The 16,303-nt window shown below is 57.8% G+C and carries 18 protein-coding genes and 1 pseudogene; 9 read left to right on the top strand and 10 right to left on the bottom strand.

Annotated features, from left to right (window positions below; genetic code table 11):
- Positions 1 to 47 precede the first annotated feature (47 nt).
- From N7U68_RS00390 to N7U68_RS00375, 4 genes are all read right to left on the bottom strand, one after another.
- Entirely contained in the window at positions 48 to 437 is a 390-nt protein-coding gene (locus N7U68_RS00390; protein ID WP_263046749.1) for a DUF3768 domain-containing protein, read from the bottom strand.
- A 195-nt stretch (positions 438 to 632) separates the two neighbouring features.
- Positions 633 to 1,427, bottom strand: a complete 795-nt coding sequence (locus N7U68_RS00385; protein WP_263046748.1) for a pyrroline-5-carboxylate reductase family protein — start codon at positions 1,425 to 1,427, stop codon at positions 633 to 635.
- Between the two features lie 127 nt (positions 1,428 to 1,554).
- A complete protein-coding gene (locus N7U68_RS00380; protein ID WP_263046747.1) occupies positions 1,555 to 2,493 on the bottom strand; it encodes an ArdC family protein in 939 nt (312 codons plus the stop codon).
- Positions 2,494 to 2,533: 40 nt separating this feature from the next.
- Positions 2,534 to 2,995: a hypothetical protein gene (locus tag N7U68_RS00375; RefSeq protein ID WP_263046746.1), complete on the bottom strand. Its 462-nt coding sequence runs from the start codon at positions 2,993 to 2,995 to the stop codon at positions 2,534 to 2,536.
- Positions 2,996 to 3,454: 459 nt separating this feature from the next.
- On the opposite strand from N7U68_RS00375, the gene N7U68_RS00370 reads away from it, so the two are divergent.
- Positions 3,455 to 3,805 (top strand): MbcA/ParS/Xre antitoxin family protein, encoded by a 351-nt coding sequence (locus tag N7U68_RS00370; protein WP_005617048.1) that lies wholly within the window; start codon positions 3,455 to 3,457, stop codon positions 3,803 to 3,805.
- Positions 3,805 to 4,320 carry an RES family NAD+ phosphorylase gene (locus N7U68_RS00365; protein WP_263046745.1) on the top strand — a complete coding sequence of 172 codons (516 nt, stop codon included), beginning with the start codon at positions 3,805 to 3,807 and terminating at the stop codon, positions 4,318 to 4,320. Before N7U68_RS00370 ends, N7U68_RS00365 begins: the two co-directional genes overlap by 1 nt.
- Before the next feature lie 64 nt (positions 4,321 to 4,384).
- On the opposite strand, the gene N7U68_RS00360 is transcribed toward N7U68_RS00365, so the two are convergent.
- From N7U68_RS00360 to repA, 4 genes are all read right to left on the bottom strand, one after another.
- Positions 4,385 to 5,479: a Fic family protein gene (locus N7U68_RS00360; RefSeq protein WP_263046744.1), complete on the bottom strand. Its 1,095-nt coding sequence runs from the start codon at positions 5,477 to 5,479 to the stop codon at positions 4,385 to 4,387.
- A gap of 144 nt (positions 5,480 to 5,623) precedes the next feature.
- Positions 5,624 to 6,940 (bottom strand): plasmid replication protein RepC, encoded by a 1,317-nt coding sequence (gene repC, locus N7U68_RS00355; protein ID WP_373322916.1) that lies wholly within the window; start codon positions 6,938 to 6,940, stop codon positions 5,624 to 5,626.
- A 219-nt stretch (positions 6,941 to 7,159) separates the two neighbouring features.
- Positions 7,160 to 8,131, bottom strand: coding sequence for a plasmid partitioning protein RepB (gene repB / locus N7U68_RS00350; RefSeq protein ID WP_263046742.1), 972 nt, complete (start codon positions 8,129 to 8,131; stop codon positions 7,160 to 7,162).
- On the bottom strand, positions 8,131 to 9,315 hold the full coding sequence (gene repA, locus N7U68_RS00345; RefSeq protein WP_263046741.1) for a plasmid partitioning protein RepA: 1,185 nt from the start codon (positions 9,313 to 9,315) through the stop codon (positions 8,131 to 8,133). The genes repB and repA overlap by 1 nt, the downstream gene beginning before the upstream one ends.
- Positions 9,316 to 10,006: 691 nt before the next feature.
- On the opposite strand from repA, the gene N7U68_RS00340 reads away from it, so the two are divergent.
- The gene (locus tag N7U68_RS00340) at positions 10,007 to 10,234 is read left to right on the top strand and encodes an AbrB/MazE/SpoVT family DNA-binding domain-containing protein (protein ID WP_263046740.1); all 228 of its coding nucleotides are present in this window, start codon (positions 10,007 to 10,009) and stop codon (positions 10,232 to 10,234) included.
- Complete coding sequence (locus N7U68_RS00335; RefSeq protein ID WP_263046739.1) at positions 10,224 to 10,619, top strand: PIN domain-containing protein; 396 nt, start codon at positions 10,224 to 10,226, stop codon at positions 10,617 to 10,619. Before N7U68_RS00340 ends, N7U68_RS00335 begins: the two co-directional genes overlap by 11 nt.
- 61 nt (positions 10,620 to 10,680) lie before the next feature.
- Here N7U68_RS00335 and N7U68_RS00330 read toward each other — a convergent pair whose 3' ends face one another.
- The gene (locus N7U68_RS00330) at positions 10,681 to 11,574 is read right to left on the bottom strand and encodes a recombinase family protein (protein WP_263046738.1); all 894 of its coding nucleotides are present in this window, start codon (positions 11,572 to 11,574) and stop codon (positions 10,681 to 10,683) included.
- Between the two features lie 121 nt (positions 11,575 to 11,695).
- Here N7U68_RS00330 and N7U68_RS00325 point away from each other — a divergent pair, with 121 nt between their 5' ends.
- Both N7U68_RS00325 and N7U68_RS00320 read left to right on the top strand, forming a co-directional pair.
- Complete coding sequence (locus N7U68_RS00325; RefSeq protein ID WP_165198351.1) at positions 11,696 to 11,941, top strand: type II toxin-antitoxin system ParD family antitoxin; 246 nt, start codon at positions 11,696 to 11,698, stop codon at positions 11,939 to 11,941.
- On the top strand, positions 11,928 to 12,251 hold the full coding sequence (locus N7U68_RS00320; RefSeq protein ID WP_165198350.1) for a type II toxin-antitoxin system RelE/ParE family toxin: 324 nt from the start codon (positions 11,928 to 11,930) through the stop codon (positions 12,249 to 12,251). The genes N7U68_RS00325 and N7U68_RS00320 overlap by 14 nt, the downstream gene beginning before the upstream one ends.
- 4 nt (positions 12,252 to 12,255) lie before the next feature.
- Here N7U68_RS00320 and N7U68_RS00315 read toward each other — a convergent pair whose 3' ends face one another.
- Positions 12,256 to 13,365 (bottom strand): tyrosine-type recombinase/integrase, encoded by a 1,110-nt coding sequence (locus N7U68_RS00315; protein ID WP_263046737.1) that lies wholly within the window; start codon positions 13,363 to 13,365, stop codon positions 12,256 to 12,258.
- Positions 13,366 to 13,478: 113 nt separating this feature from the next.
- On the opposite strand from N7U68_RS00315, the gene N7U68_RS00310 reads away from it, so the two are divergent.
- The 3 genes and pseudogenes from N7U68_RS00310 to N7U68_RS00300 all read left to right on the top strand — a co-directional run bounded on the left by N7U68_RS00310 (position 13,479) and on the right by N7U68_RS00300 (position 15,914).
- Positions 13,479 to 14,432: a DUF1403 family protein gene (locus N7U68_RS00310; protein WP_263046736.1), complete on the top strand. Its 954-nt coding sequence runs from the start codon at positions 13,479 to 13,481 to the stop codon at positions 14,430 to 14,432.
- A gap of 78 nt (positions 14,433 to 14,510) precedes the next feature.
- Complete coding sequence (gene scpB / locus N7U68_RS00305) at positions 14,511 to 15,047, top strand: SMC-Scp complex subunit ScpB (protein ID WP_263046777.1); 537 nt, start codon at positions 14,511 to 14,513, stop codon at positions 15,045 to 15,047.
- 155 nt (positions 15,048 to 15,202) lie between these two features.
- Positions 15,203 to 15,914, top strand: a pseudogene (locus tag N7U68_RS00300) (IS6 family transposase).
- The last annotated feature ends 389 nt before the right edge of the window (positions 15,915 to 16,303 follow it).

The following is a 16,303-nucleotide window of genomic DNA, read 5'->3' as shown; positions in this document are numbered from 1 at the left end:
CAGTGGGCCTTCATCGCTTGCAGTGTCAGGAGGGGGTGTCCCCTGCCCTACCAGTCGCGCGCCAGCATGATGGTCAGCACGCGCATGGTGGTGGCAGGATTGTCCGGGGTCTCAGCCCCGTAGCGAAAATCCGAGTCTGCTTCATAGAGATCGATTTTCCAGAACACGGTCTCGCCCCGGATCTCGACCGCCCCGAAATCGTGCCATCCCTCGGGATCATTCTCAGGCTCGAATGTATCGAACGCACCGGTGGCCTTCACCGCCTCGGCCATGAAGCCATCGCCGGCCTCCATAAGCGAGCGGGTGACATGCATGCGGCCCTGGATGGGTTGCGCGGGCGGCACCCCAAGGCACGCAAGCTTGCGAAACGCGTCGTTCTGCGCTGCGATCACACTCGGATCAGGGCGGTCTGTCTGGGGCTGTGCAGTGATGGTCATGGGGATCTCCTTTGCGAAGTTGAAACACCCTTCCCAAAGCCTGCTTTCACTTTTCCACTTGGTAGAGGATCCCGTCGAAACCTGGCCGGACCAAACAGTTCCAATAGTCCGCTAAGCGGGACTAAACGGACCTTCGAAAACCATTTGATGGTTCGTACTGCATCCCAAAACGCCAGTTCGAATTGCCGTAATTTGCTAAATTGATCTTGCCTTGCCTGCCGCCGCCAGAAGCCCGTCACTGATTGTCTTGGACAAGGTTGAGCGCTCCATTGCAATTAGCCCGGCGGCAGTCGTCCCGGCATAATCAATCATCCAACGTACATGATCGGCAGGGCTGGCTTTGTCGGCAGCTAGCATTGTTCCGCCAGCAAGGAAAAGTTGACGAATGGCCCGGTCAGCCACATCAGGTGCTATACCTTGGCTTGTGGCATGATCCACCATGCATTTGGCAAAATAGGCGACAAAACCGGGTACCGGGCCAGTCATTGCGGTGAAGTGATCGAGCTGCTGCTCGTCGAAAACCTCATCCGTTGTCCCGCACGCCCCAAAGATTTTTCTAATGATATCTCTGTCGTCTGACGTAATCTCAGCGCTTGCTTTCCAAGGTGAGTACGCCAAGGACAAGGAAGCGGCAGGACTGCTCATGGCCCGTACGACACGAACAGCCGCTGTCTTTGATTTCATTTCATCAATCGTCACTCCGGCCATAACTGAAATGACCAATCTGTTGGGTGCGCGGATGTCGATGTCAGGAAATCGAGCAGGCGGCACACACAAAATAATGACATCGCAGGCGTCCACCAACTCCTGATTGTCCTTCGTGACGTGAATAATCGAACTTTGTTCAACCCCAGAAGCATTGCCACTTCTGTTAGAAACCCAGAAATTCGATTGTTCAAACGCCTCGCTTCCAAGAAGTGCACTCGAAATCGCCGATCCGAGCATTCCTGAACCACCGATGATACCGATGGTGTTGCCAGTGGGTGCCATTGAATTTCTCTCTTTGCGTTTAAGTCACAGCTTCTGAGAAAACTCTGGTTCAAGTCAAATGTTAACAAAAGAGTGGTGGTCAATACGGGCTCTAAGCTGCCATTTTCTGCTTCGCAGCAAAGCATAGTCAGGCGGCCTCGGCGCTGCCCCCTGCCCTACCCGCCTCCGATCTGGCGATCAGGTAGTCGCAGGCGCGCTGCGCATCTGCGGCGTGCTTGAAGATCGCGCCCTTGTCCGACCGAAGAACGCGCAACCAGTTGTGGAGATAGGCGGCATTCATCTCGAGCGTATGCGCCGTGAAGCCGAGCGACTGACCCAGGAACACCGAGGCCAATTCCGCGACGATCTCCTCGCGCGCATAGGACGTGTTGCCAAACTTCGAGAACCCGAAATCACGGTTCAGTCGATGGGGGGCCTTTGTGGCATGGGCCAGCTCATGGGCCCAGACCCCGTAGAAATTGCGCGGGTCCTGGAACCGCGTGATGGACGGCATGTAGACCTTGTCCACGGGCGGCAAATAATACGCTTCCGTTCCTGTGAAGACGGTCGTGATGTCGATGGCGTCAAAAAACGCCTGCATGTGCGGGATGGGCTCGGACGGGGGATGTTCAGGCGCTGGCTGCGGATCGGGGTAGAAACTGTCGGGCAGGCCCTCAATCTGGCAGGCGTTGAACACGCGGTAGGATTTCTGGAAGCGGAAGATGCGGGCTTCCTCGGAGCGATCATCACCATCGCTGCGGTCGTCCTCGCCGCCCGCGTCTTTCCGGCTTTGACCGTAATAAACGACGACAGAGGACTTCTCGCCCTTGCGGACCTTTGCGTCCAACGCATTGGCCTGCGGCAACGTCATCCAGAAGGGAGAGCTGTGGCCCGCCATCACGGTCCGCATCGTCAGCAGGAAGTTGTTCACTCCCTGGTAGGGTTCTCCGCCCACGCGCAGGGGACGAGAGCTGCCACCTGCGGTCCATGGCTTGCGCCACGGCAGGACGCCGCGCTCGATGATGCGGATGATTTCGTTTGTGATGACCTCGGAGGCATCGAATTTGGGCGTGCGGGATCGGGCCATGACTGGCCTCCTTTCGAGTTTTGGTGAGAGGAAATGGGGATCAGATTGACTGACGGAGGCGTGGATCGTTGGCGATCCTGGCACCAAGGGCTTCGACCATGTCGATGTAGGTGGTCAGCGACACGGACCTGCCGGGACCCCTAGGTTCAGAGTCGTCCGATTCGTACCGCGCCACCCGCGGCAGGTTCGCGAAGGCAATCACATCGGTGACGGGTCGGATATCGATGAACGGGGTCCCTCGTGCGACCGCAAGAGTGGCCAATGGAAAGCGCTCGATCGGCGCGAGAGTCGAAACGGTGGTCCAGCCGAGATGCAGGAAAGTGCCACCCTCCCCGCAGATCACATGCGCGTCCGGCAATGTCGCCGCCTGCCTGAGATAGCCAAGGTCACGCTGGACGGTCTGGCGTTCGAGCTGCTGTGCCAGCGCCGTCTGGCCAGTTCGGCGCAGTTCTCTATGCCGCCACCAGGAGGCAGCGGTCGCGCGCAAGACACCTGTTTGCATGGGAATGCCTTCATCAGGAACGTCAGACCGGAACCCGGCCCGGACCCGTCCGAGGCACCCCAAAGGCCCTCATCCGTCAGTCACAAAACCCGAAGTCCACTTTTACTTTCCACCAGCCAACTGGTCTGAGGTAACTGTCAATGGCCCGACACCACCGCGGACCCCAGTGACTGCATGCAACAAGTGCCGGTTCTGGTCCAAGATCGGCAAGCCATATCGGCAAACCCGGTCCGACTGCCGCAGTCTTTGGCATATTTTCAATAACTTATCTGATGTTCTCGATCGGCAAAAAACGCTCCTTCGGCAACTTCTCAAGCCCAAAATTCAAGATTTCCGACGCTCAGAGCTATAAAGCGTTACGGATTAGCATGGGAAACGAAGGCACAGAACCTCCTGACAGCTTGAATTTCAGCAATATTGCCGCTATATACCGTCAGTATCACTGTAGGAGCATAGATCATGCACATCACGAACTTTGCTGAAGCTGGGCAATTCGAACCGCGCAAGATCGCCGCGGTGCTACGCACATCAGCAGAAGAGATCGCATTGACCGTCGGCTTGGGCAAAGACGCGTTGCAGAGGCGAACCCGCATCGGTTCGGACAAGACGCAGCGCCGCCTGCGCGAATTGGTAGAGGTGCTGAACAAAGTCGAACCCCGCTTCGGCTCGGAACTGATGGCCTATGCATGGTACCGGTCAGAGCCCCTGCCCGGCTTTGATGGCCGGACTGCCATGCAGCTGGTGCAGGAAGGCAAAGCGCAGCAAGTTCTGGAATACATTGATGCGGTCGATGCGGGCGTCTTTGCCTGATGCCGCTGAAAGATGGACGCTACACAGGGCCACTCTATCGCGCCCTGAACCCGGTCTATGCCCGTGAACCTCTATCCGGACGAGGTGCTGAACTCTATGGAGGGCGCTTCAACGCCAAGGGCACCCCTGCCCTCTACACCTCGCTGGATCCCGCGACTGCTCTTAGAGAAGCCAACCAGGTCGGCAGCCTGCAACCCACGATCCTGGTGTCCTACAAGGCCGACCTTGGGCCAATTTTCGATACCCGCGATCCGGGCGGACTTGACCGGTATGATGGCGCGACAGCGGCGATGCTTGCCGACCCTGCATGGCGCATGAAGATGCTCGATGGCCAACCTGTGCCGACACAGGATTTAGCAAGCGCCCTCATTGCGGATCGATTTGCAGGGCTTCTGATCCAGAGTTTTGCGAAGGGCGCGTTGTCATCGGACTTCAACATCGTGTTGTGGGCCTGGACTGGCAATAAAGGTTCTTTGGAAGTGGTGGATGACGAAGAGCGGCTGTCACGTATGTGACGTGATTGGCTGACATGTTCACGGGGGGGGCAGTTTTGGCGTATCGCGCCTGTGACAAGGTTCTTTACGTCGCTGCCAGCGAATAGCTAGTGCTGCGTCCACCAGCAACATCTTTCTCAAGGGCGCCCAAGTCCATCAGATCGAGGATGTCGCGATAGGCTGTGTCTTGTGAGCATTTTTCGATCTTCGCGTATTTCGACGTCGTGAGTTTTCCTTCAAACCCATCCAGCAAGCGGTTGAGCATGTCCCGCTGCCGGTCGTTCATGTTCGCCGCTCCATATTTCTCCCAGAACCGCGCCTTCCGGAACACGGCCTCAAGGATGATCTCGGCACCATCAAATGCGCGATCAAGGCAAGCCAGAAACCAAACGAGCCACGCCGTAACATCAAGCCCGCCTTTCTGCGTCGTCTCGAGCATGTCGTAATAGTCGCTCCGCTCCTGCCGAATTTGCGTCGACATGCTGTAGAACCGCTGCGCGCTGTCTTCGGATCGCGCCAACGCCATGTCTGCGATCGCGCGCGCAATGCGCCCATTGCCATCATCGAAGGGGTGGATGGTGACAAACCACAGATGGGCGATGGCGGCATGAATGACGGGATCTGTTTCGGGGGGCTGGTCAAACCATTCCAAAAACCGCGCCATCTCGGCTTCCAGCCGGTTGGCCGCAGGCCCTTCAAAATGCACGCGTTCGCGGCCATAGGGTCCTGATACAACCTCCATGGGACCGTCACGCCAATTTCCCACCCTGATCCGGGTCATTCCGCTTCGCCCGGTCGGAAAGAGAGCCGCATGCCAGCCGAACAGACGCTCCGCATCCAGTGGCTGGTCATACGCTTGGGTCGCGTCCAGCATCATCTCGACGACACCATCAACATGGCGATCAGACGGGATCAGTCCACCAATCTCCAGACCCAACCGCTTTGCGATAGATGAGCGAACCTGATCCTTGTCGAGCGTCTCCCCCTCGATCTCGCTGCTTTTGACGACATCACTGGTTAGTGTTCTGAGCATCGCCTCGTTGCGAAGATCGAAGCCAAGACCCTGCATGCGTCCCAAGAGCTTGCCTTGGCGGTGGCGGACCGCAGCAATTTGTGACGAAAGTTTGGCCTTGTCCCGGGTAAACTGGGGCCAATCAGGGAGTTCGTGAATGTAGGTCATATTTTACGCATTCCTTGCGGAGATTATACGGCACAATCTCCGCAAGACAACAACAAACACCGCAGAAGGCGCGGAGAATAAGGGCGACAATCTCCGCATACCAGATCTGGAAGGTCAAACGCAGGACAACTGCTTCACTTCCCATTACGCCGCCTGTCCGCTCAACCGGCCATAGAAACTGCGCTCGAGATGCAGCTCCCCTGCCCCGGCCTTCTCGATCATACCCCGCAGATATCCACCCGGAGACGCCACTTCGCCGGCGCAATGCTTGTCAAACGTGAGAACGAGCGCTGCTGTCGCGACTTGGGGCCCGAGACGGTCCTGTGCGAGGTTCCAAGCGTGCTCTGAGACGCCGATCATCGGCCTGAGCTGCCCGACAACGCGATGAAGATCGCCCCAATCCTTCAGATACCCGCCCATATTGCGTGCCCAGGACGCGAATTCAGGACAAGCCTGCATCACAGTTGGCAAATCAAGCGCTGCACCACGTTTCTTACGTGTTTCAACCACCCAGTCTTCCAGCTCCCTATCGACCTTCTCTTCCGGTGGGGCATTTGGCACCATGGCTGCCGCTTGCTCATTTTTTGAGCGATTACAGGTTACAGAATTAAGTTGATTTGTAATTAGTATATGAGGTTCAGAAATGACCTCCCTGGGGTTCACTTCTTGAGTCTTTTCACTGACTTGTTCGGTGGCTTCAGCGGCGTTTTCCACAACCTCATCCGCTCGAATTGCTTTGAGATAGTTCGTCTCAACACGCTCCTGAAGCTCCCTGAACCATGCCAGAAGCCGCGCAAGCGTCTCAGAGGCCGTGTTCCGGCGTGGCAGGCGGTCCAGAAGATCCTCAAAGAGGCGTGAGATCTGTGTCCAAGGGCCTCTCAGAGCACCGCTGAGGGCCGCTTCGATCCTCGCGCGGATCATTCGGCGCGCAACTGTGATCTGGCGCTTCAGGCGCTGGCAGAGTTCACGTTCAGCCTGCAGTTCAGCACGTAGCTGCTCAAACTCTTCGGCGCGAGCCGATAGCGGCGATAAATCAAAGCCATAGGCCTCGATGATACGGCCGTCAGCGTCCCTGTGGCCCCACCGCTTGCCATTAGGGCTGTCCTTGAAGGCAATCACGCCGATCTCGGCCAGGCGCCGGGCATGGCGCTTGAGCGCCGAGAGCGAGAAGCCTGTTTGCTCCATCAGATAAGAGTTGGATGCCCAGACGATCGGGCGCTGCCCTTCTTCCCAGTCCTGAGCCTGTGTGAAGGCCCCGAGCGTGTCGAGAAGCAGCATGTCGCCAGCCTTGAGGCCTATATGCGCACCAACGCGTTTCACAGCGACAAAGGCCTGTGTCTTGGGCACGGCTGCTCTTTCACCAGCTTGTGCGTGTCGTTCAGCGACCGCGAGTCCTGCCGTCGCTTTGCGCCACCCCGAGGGTTGGTTGATATTGGACACACCTCCACCGTTCTGAGGCATGACTGTCCCAGTCGCTCCATGCGGAGCATCATTCAATTTTGTCATTTTATGTCAGCGGCAAAGAAATCCCATTCGCTCAGAAGCGTTTTCTCTTGTGTGGTGATTCGTTGGCTGCTAGATTCTAGGTGTCTAATCTAAGAATTGCGCTCTGCGCAGCAGCCCTCGAAGCTCCGGTTTCGGGGGTTTTCTTTGTTTGCCGTTCCTCCTTTCTGCTCGTCCTCAGTCGTCATCCACTGAATTTGCATCTGTAAATTCAGCATAGGATTGCTTGATTATTTCCGCGAGATTGCTCTCAAGCCAGGTTGCAAACTCAGCGTTTGCGCCAGACTTCTTCACCGAAAGTGACAGTATTGCGCGACCAGCTTTGATCGTCACTCCCTCTATGGGCGTGATCTCCCGAGTTTCGCGCGAGTTCTTCGCGCCGCGCTTAGTCGCTTCCTTAATGAGCAATTCAAGGCGCTCGTCTGAATTCGATGTTGCCCTGATCTTAGCTAGGATATCGAGTGCCGTACGTTCAGTGAGCTTCCTGGCGAGAAAGAGCTCGGCCAACTCCGTCCACCTCGGGCGGCCGGACTTTGGTGCCGCGCCAATGAGGTCACCGATCTTGACTGGGACATTCTGCGTCACCTTCGTAAGGTGTGACTGACCTGACGCCGACAGGTTTAGAACCTGCCGAACAGTTGCTCCATCGTGGCCGGCATTTTGGATGGCCTCGGCGAACCTTGCCTTCTCGTAGAAAGACAGGTTGCGGCGCGCTGCATTTTCCAATCCTTTCGCCAGCAAGGCCGTCGCATCATCAATGTCTTGGACGTTTGCACGAACCTTTATGCCGAGTTCGCGGCAGGCCTTTAGACGGCGCCTCCCGTAGATTGCCTCAAAGCGCCCTTCAGCGGCTTTTGACCGCCGAACGAGAATAGGCACTTGCTGCCCGCCTTCGCGAATGCTGCTCTTCAGTCGTTCGAAGCTCTCGTCGTCGTCTTCGACGTTTACAGCTGTAAATTCCTCAAGCCGGTCTATTGGCCCCCAATCGTCGATCAGATTGGGATCAATCTCACGAATAGATGCCAAAGAGCCTTGAAGAGCCCCCAAAGCCGGAGCGCTGGCTTTTGGCGGTCTCTCTGGCTGTGATCCGCCGGAACGGGCGATTGTGTTGGCAATTCCCGACATTTCGCGAAGAGATTTCCTAGCCATTACTTACGCCCCCAAGATTGATGGATCATCGTTTCCACTTCGAGCCCAACCGCATCCATCGAGCCCTTGGCCCGATCATATGTGGCGCGTGTCATCTCCGAACGCACCACTTCATAAATCGACTGCTTGAGCATCGTGGCATCACTGATTGCTGTGCTCTTCAAAGCAGTTGCCGACATGACCCGGTCTTGAAACAGAGCCCGCATGAAAGAGGTCAACTGCTGAGAAGGTACGTCCGTTGGTTCGTCTCGGGTGATGAGAAACTTAAAGAAATCATACTGCAGAGATGCGCCAGCATCTTCGATCACACCCATGTAAGCTCCAGCCAGCTCGAGAAACTGAGCTGTTGAAGAAACATCCAACATCGATGGAGTTAGAGGAACGATCAGGGAGCTGGCGGCAGCCATCCCTGCAATGGTCAAGAAACCCAGTTGTGGTGGGCTATCCATGAGGACAATATCAAAATCATCCTCGACCTGCGCCAAGGCATTTCGGATGCGAGTAAAGAATGGCTGGTCCGGGTTCGAATGAACGGCCGACTCCGTCTCAAATTCCGACAACATCAAGCGTGAAGGCGCAATCGAGAGCCCGGGAAAGTATGTCTGAACGACAACGTCCGCCATGCTGACCGGATCGTCGTAGCGGATCGCATCATAAACGGTCAGTCCATCAAACTCGATCTCGGGGCTAATCCCACACATTGATGTAAGCGACCCCTGCGGATCCAAGTCCAATGCTAAGACCCGATAGCCCCGAAGAGCAAAGTAGTGAGCGAGGTGGACGCTCGTTGTACTTTTACTTGAACCGCCTTTAAAATTCATCAGCTGCCAAATCTGCAGCTTTTCCTCTCCAGAGCGGCGAGGCATATACCGGCCCTTCTTCCGAGAGGTTTTTTCCAGGATTTCGCGGGCATCCCAAATCTCCTGGGCTCTGTAGTAGCGTCTGCCACCCCGGATATCTTCGGGCTCTGGAAGTGTCCCTTCGGCGTGGACCTTTCGCATGAATTGCCCGGACACACCCAAGAGTTCAGCAGTCTCTGGGGCCGAAAAAGAACGTAGCGTTTTCGAATTGTCTGGGGCAAAAGCAGAGAGTAGGTGCTCCCTGATGGCGGCGTTGAGCCGTTCGGATATCTCGGTCGCAAGTGCCGATGGGCGCTCATTTGCCAATGGTGTCACGGGAATCATCTGGTTGCCTCAATTTCCAAAATGTGGCCTTTTTCACGCCACTTGAGGATAAAAGCAGCGATTCACGCGGCTAAGTCAAGATTTTTCCTCTATTTAGTGTCTAAACATGCGCCATGAAACTATATCGACGAACGCAATCTAGGTCGAGTTTACAGCTGTAAACGTGGTGACAACGAGCATTGTACCTTTTCCTATCCGCCCTCACGCCTTTCAAACCTCGCATTGTTCCTAGAGATAAACGTCGAAGTGCAGCCCGCCGACCGTGGTAACACCGATCTCTCCACCCTCTGTCGTCGCCCTAATCGTTCATTGGTTGCGTCTCGATGCGCAGCAGCCAGGTAGCTGACTGAATATCAGCCACGCAGGACACGGAGCGCTGCGGGGCAGGGAGGGGGAGTCAACGACAACTGATTAGGAACCGACGACTTCAGAGACACGTGACTAATGCGACCCGGCCACGTCGAGGGCGAAGGTCGTCGTCCACGAATGACTGCCATTCAACCGGAGATCATGCCAAGTAGCGGAAGCCGACTCATGGACGAAGTTTGATGCGCCATAGAACAGTACCTAACGGGCAGAACCTGCGTTGCCCCAACGAACATGAGGGGAGTTCTTTGAACGACCCAAAGCTTGCCTTTTGATGTTTTTAGATATACATACTCGGATGTTTATCCACACCTGAGAGGACGAGATGCAAGTTGCCAAATGGGGAAACTCCCTTGCAGTCCGGCTACCCGCGGATCTTGTGCGGGAACTCGGCCTAAAGGAAGGCGATCAGATCGACCTGGTAAAGGACGATAGAACCATTCTGGTCAAGCGCCAACCTCGCGCCGATGAAGTCCTGCAAGGGCTAAGACGGTTTCGCGGACAGCTATCCAAGGACGCACGCCTGAGCCGCGACGCTGCGCATGAGCGCTGAATTCGCGGATACAAATGTCGTCCTTTACCTTCTTGACGACGGCCCAAAGGCGGATCGGGCGGAAGACATCCTGGGGCAGGGGCCGCGGATCAGTGTGCAGGTCCTGAACGAAGCGATGGTCAATTGCCGGAGGAAAGCCGGTCTCAGTTGGGAGGAGACCGGCGCCTTTCTAGCAGGGGTCCAATCCTTGTGTCCAGTCGAGGACCTGTCTGTGCAAACCCATCTTGTGGGCCGAGCTCTGGCAGAAAAATATCAGCTTTCGGTCTATGACGCGATGATTGTGTCGGCCGCTCTTATTGCTGGATGCACGACTTTGTGGAGCGAAGATATGCACGACGGATTGCTGGTCGAAGATCAGTTGCGCGTCATGAATCCATTCACCTGACCAGAAAATGGGCTGCAATCTTGCAATGGTTCCATAAGTTGGAAGATTTGCAAGGTCGTGTTTATTGCGCGGGCTTCAGCAAGCCCAACTTCTCTGCGCGTTCCAGCAGCATCCTTACGGACGACGGCTGCCAGCTGGCGCGTCCGCGCGGGGTGCGTTCGCGCATAGATTCCAGCCGTTCACAGATCGCTTGAAGCGTGATGTCGGGATCTGCGCCCTTGATGCCAGCAATAATGGCGGGCAGACGATCGTCCGTTTCGCGGCGCCCGGCGCGGGCCAGCACCTCGGTAGGCAGGAAGCCGTCGCGGACATAGGCCTTCACAGCGCGCAAGAGACGGCTTTGGGTCCAGCGACGCGCCTCGGGCAGGGGGCCGTTGATGATGCGCACAACGTCTTCCCAGGCCAAGTCGGGGCGCAACCGGCGCACTTGGGGCACCCAGTCTTGAGCCGTCTCGTTCAGCCGCTCCATGTAGCCGTCTTGCCGCGCGAGCCGCACCTTGCGGAGCGCCGCTGGATCGCGGGCGCGTAGGCCCGGGTTTCCGCTGACCCGGCCCTTAGCACGGGCACTCGCCAGCCCCGCCTTGGTACGTTCGCGGATCAACGCCCGCTCGAACTCGGCCGCGGCGCCCAACACCTGCAGCGTGAACTTGCCTTGCGGGGATCCGGTGTCGATCGGGTCCTGGATCGAGCGGAAGAAGGCACCCTTGGCCTCCAAGCGCTCAATCACCTCGAGAAGGTGCGACAAAGATCGCGCAAGCCGGTCGATCCGTACGACAACCAGCGTGTCGCCGCTCTGGACACGTTCGAGCACCCGCGCAAGCACCGGACGAGCGCGATTGCCGCCTGAGGCGTGTTCTTCGAAGATTTCGGCGCAGCCAGCAGATTGAAGGGCCTCAGACTGGGGCAGGGGGGTCTGATCCTCCGTCGATACGCGAGCATAGCCTATGAGGGACATGAAAACGGGCCGTTTGCAATTTAAGATATCACTAATAAACGACCCTTTGGCGCTGATTGGGTAAGCGACCCTTGCCGTGTGGCAAACTTTGCCATAGCCTCTTTTGCAAAGGAGACCGCAGATGGGAACCATGAACATATCTTTACCCGACCCGATGAAGAGCTGGGTTGAAGATCAGACCAAGGCTGGTCGGTATGCCAATTCCAGCGACTATGTGCGCGACCTGATAAGACGCGACCGTGCTCGGCAAGAAGCCATCTCGGAACTGCAAGCGGAAATTGACCGCGGCCTTGCCAGCGGACCAGCGAAGCGGCTTGATCAGCAAGCCTTCAAATCCGTAATGCGTTCCAAATATGCCCGCAGATAGAGGGTGGACCGTTCGGCCTGCCGCTGAGACTGATCTGTCCGACATCTGGATATACGGTTCAGATACTTTGGGCATAGATCAGGCGGATCGTTATACGGATGGTCTGTTTGCACTTTTCGGCTTGCTGGCCGAATTTCCGGAGATGGCGCGCGAGCGGACTGAGTTCTCGCCGCCTGTGCGCATCCATTCCAGTGGCAAGCATCTGGCGGTCTATCAAATCACGGGGCAACGGGTTGAGATCATCCGCATATTGCATGCTCGGCAGGACCTGAGAGCCTATCTGATGGAGGCTGACGGCCCTCAGGAATGACGTGTTATAGCCCTGCGGCCTTGGTCAAATTCACCCGGAACCGGTCCCGGCGGCGTTGATAGCGCCGGGTCATCTCGGCGCTGGCATGGCCGAGTTGCTTCTGGATGTAGCGTTCATCGACCTCAGCGCCACTGGCTAGGCCAGCGCGTAAAGAATGGCCGGAGAACAGCGCGAGCCGATCCTTTTCTGGCAGGTCGGCGCGGATACCAGCGGCCAGCACGGTCTGCTTGATTAGTCGTGCAACATGCTTGTCGCTCAGACGCCTTTCCATCGCCTTCTTGCCATCCCGCGAGGTGCGCGTGAACACTGGTCCGAAGTCGATCCTGCCGAAGTGCAGCCACTGCTTCAGTGCATGAACAGGGCAGGTCTGGTCGCTCGACCCACGGCCAATCTCGACCTCGCGCCAGCCGGTCTTGGCATTCAGGGTAAGAAGGGCGCCTTTCTCGAGGATCTCGATCCAGCCGCCGCTGTCAGGCGTGTCATCCTTTTGAACATCGAGGCTGACAATCTCCGAGCGCCGCAGCCCGCCGGCGTAGCCCAAGAGCAGGATCGCCCGATCCCGCAGGCCACGCAGGTCGTGGGGCAGGGTAGCGACCATCGCGAGGATGTCCTCGGCTAGGATCGCTTCCTTCTGCAACGGCGGGCGGGCATGTCTGCGTTTGATCCCGGCGAGCACCGTGGCGATGTGGCGGTTCTTACGGTCAAGTGAGAACCCGCGCTGTGCATAGTTCCAGGCAAGGCCAGAGAGGCGGCGGTTAATCGTGTTGACGGTCAGGGCAGGGGAGGGGCCAGTCGGGCTGGCGAGGTCGGTCAGGTAGAGGCCGATCATCTCCGGCGACGGAGGCAGGGCATCCGTACCTTTCAGCCTGCACCAGCGGGTGTAGTGCTTCCAGTCAGTGGCATAGGCTTTCAGCGTGTTGTCAGAAGCCGCGGCGCGCGCATAGTCGCGCGCCGCGTCCACCAGCCGATCAAGGGCGCCTGTTCCTACGATATAGGAGGGGAGTTTCAGAGCTTCGCCGGATGCAGTGTCTCCCTCGTTGTCTTCGTTGATGGAAAAGCCATTTCGAGCCTTTGAGCGCGGTTTCTTGCTGTTCTTCGACATATTGCCGAGCATAATTTGTTATGTCCGATAAGGCAAACTTATTGGACATAACAGGAGCGGGCAGAGCGCGGCGGTTTATACATCATCTGGTGGACGAAAGCGCCGTTTGAGATTAGTGTTGTGACATGACATACCAGCCGACAGCTATCCCGGACGACCTAAGGTCCCTACCGCTGCCGCCCGCATGGATCACCCCGGCGGGGTCGGAAACCTCTGGGATTGTGGCATTTCGGTCGGGGGCAACGCTCATGGTGCTGGATCAGTTGATCGGCGATAGCAGGTATGGCGTGCCACTGAAACTACTCGCCAACCGGCTGGCGCTGAGCGCTGCGATGGCGACCTCGAAGTTGGAAGGGCGGCTGGCGCGGGAGGAAGATATCCGGGATGCCTACCACCTGACGCCACCGGGCGAGGCGCGAGGGCCGGATGGTGACCTGCTGGCTTACTGGCGCGATGCTGTGCGCTTGCGGACGGATGGGGTGGCAGGGTTTGCCGACTTGATCGGCCCGGTTCTCGCCGGGGAGGTGGTCGGTTGGCTGGACGCGGGGCAGGCGCGCGTCTGGACCCACGGGCCGTTGGCGGGTTGCGTGTCTGTTATGCGCGCCGTTCTCAAGGCCGATGATCGGGCGGAGCGGATCGCTTGCCTGCTTTCGGACTTGGTGTTGGCGCGGGCATTGAACTGGAAGGTGGTACTGCCGGTCACGGCGCAGCGGATCACCAAGACGATGCTCTGCGAAGTGGTTGCGGGTAAGCCCAAGGCCGAGCTGGCGGTTCAGTCCCAAATTCTCGAGTCCATCGAAGAGACGATCCGGCTGACGCGGGACGTTGCCCGCCGCGCAGAGGCGCTTCGGAGCGTGGCGCCGAAGCTGCGCGCGAAAGGGTCGGACGCGGCGGTTAATCTGTTTCTCGCCGAAGACGCCGTGGCACCGGCCCCGATGCTGTCGCCGCGCATCCAAGGGACCTCGACCGCCATGACAGACCGAGCAGCGCGACGGTTTTGCGACCGTCTGGTCGATCTGGGTGTGGCACGGGAACTGACCGGACGCTCGACCTTTCGCCTTTACGGGATCACGCCGTGACCGCGATGGCGCACCAGAAGCGCACGAAGGGGCAGGGGGGCGACACGCGATGACGTGTTCGACCGCGAACTCGACGATATGCCACCAGAACTGCGCTGGCGCGAATGGATGGGTCGGATAGAGGCGGTCCTGTTCGCCAACCCGACACCGGTCGGGCGAGAGGCTCTCGCGCGTGTGGTGGGGCAGGGAGCCTCGGTCGAGATGCTGATCGAGGACATCCGGGCAGAGTTGGTCGGCCGGCCATTCGAGTTGGCCCAAGTGGCTGGCGGCTGGATGTTCCGCACGCGAACGCAGTTTGCTGATGCTATCAAAGCCGCCGCCGAACCGGGCGGCCAGACCCTCGGCTTCACCGAGATGGAGATGGGCGTGCTCTGCGCCATCGCCTATCATCAGCCGATTGATCGGGCGGGGCTTAAGGACATCTTCGGCAAGGAGGTCAGCCGCGATCTGCTGGCCCGGCTGCGCTACAAAGACCTGATAGCGAGTGGGCCTCGGTCACCGCGGCCGGGGGCGCCGCATACATTTGTGACAACAGAGACGTTTTTGGCAACCTTCGATCTGCAAAGTTTGCGTGATCTGCCGGAGCTCGAGTTGGTTGTTGACGAGGCGAACTAGCGGTCCCGCACCCGCCGATTGGAAGGCGGGCACTTTCAATCAGTCGGACGTGTGGTTCCCAATCAGACGCCGTATAGTGTTGATTTTCGCTGAGAAGTGATCTGGTAGGCATTGCCAAGTTGTTTGCCGTTTTTGACTTGGGTAACAGTTGAGGCATGAAAATACCGCCGTCAATGCTGCGCCTGAAGGGCTTTCGTTTTCCGCGCGAGATCGTCGCCCATGCGGTCTGGGCCTACCATCGCTTTGCGCTCAGCACCGCGGATGTCGAGGACCTGTTGGCGGAGCGCGGCGTCATCGTCAGCCGCGAAGCCATTCGCCTTTGGGTCAACCGGTTTGGTGCGCATTTCGCCGCCTGCATCCGCCGGGACCGGCCGCGCCCTAACGACAAATGGCACCTAGACGAGGTCGTGCTCCCGATCAACGGCGTGAAGCACTGGCTCTGGCGGGCCGTCGATGGCAACGGTGATACTCTCGACATTCTTGTGCAAACACGCCGCAATGCCAAAGCCGCCAAGCGATTTCTGACAAGGCTGATCGCTCAATTCGGCCAGCCAAGAGTCGTCATCGCCGACAAGCTGCGCAGCTACATCAGGCCGATCGCTCAGCAAGCTCAAGGCGCCGATCACCGAGCCCACAAGGGCCTTAACAACCGGATCGAAGGAAGTCATAGGCCGACGCGGCGACGAGAGAAAATCATGGGCCGGTTCAAGTCGCCCAGACAGGCACAGCGTTTCCTTGCCGCACATGACCAGATCAACACGATCTTTAAACTCCGCCGGTATCGCCTCACCGCCACATCCTATCGCCACGCCCCGGGCAGATGCATTCAGCCTGTGGGCAGACTATGCCGCCGAAATGAAACCATGACTTGCCAAACGTAGACAAATCTCAGCATCGGCTGAACAACTTGGCAATGCCGTTCGGCTGTTTATGCGTGTCCTTCCCTCAGTGATAACAGCGACTTGGGGGGGAGACAGTTCATCCTCCTGGGTCAGTTCGAAAGAAGGGCAGGAATACCGACGAAAGCTACTGCTGACGCATTTGAATTTGCGATTTTAATATTCAAAAAAATTCGTTTTATAAATCGAAGCTGGCCTGTACATTTAGGCGGCACCTTGTGGTCGTCGAAGGGAGTGCGGGACTGGAGCTGAGCAATGTATCGCACAACGTCATAGTGAAATCGACTTGTTTACCCGATGACAGCCACGAGCCAAAGCGCCCCAACAATATACCGCGCGGAATGCCAATAGAATCTT

It is taken from the genome of Roseovarius pelagicus (assembly GCF_025639885.1).
Lineage (GTDB): Bacteria > Pseudomonadota > Alphaproteobacteria > Rhodobacterales > Rhodobacteraceae > Roseovarius > Roseovarius pelagicus.
Note: the sequence above shows the minus strand (reverse complement) of the source record. Positions and strands in the feature narration are given on the sequence as shown.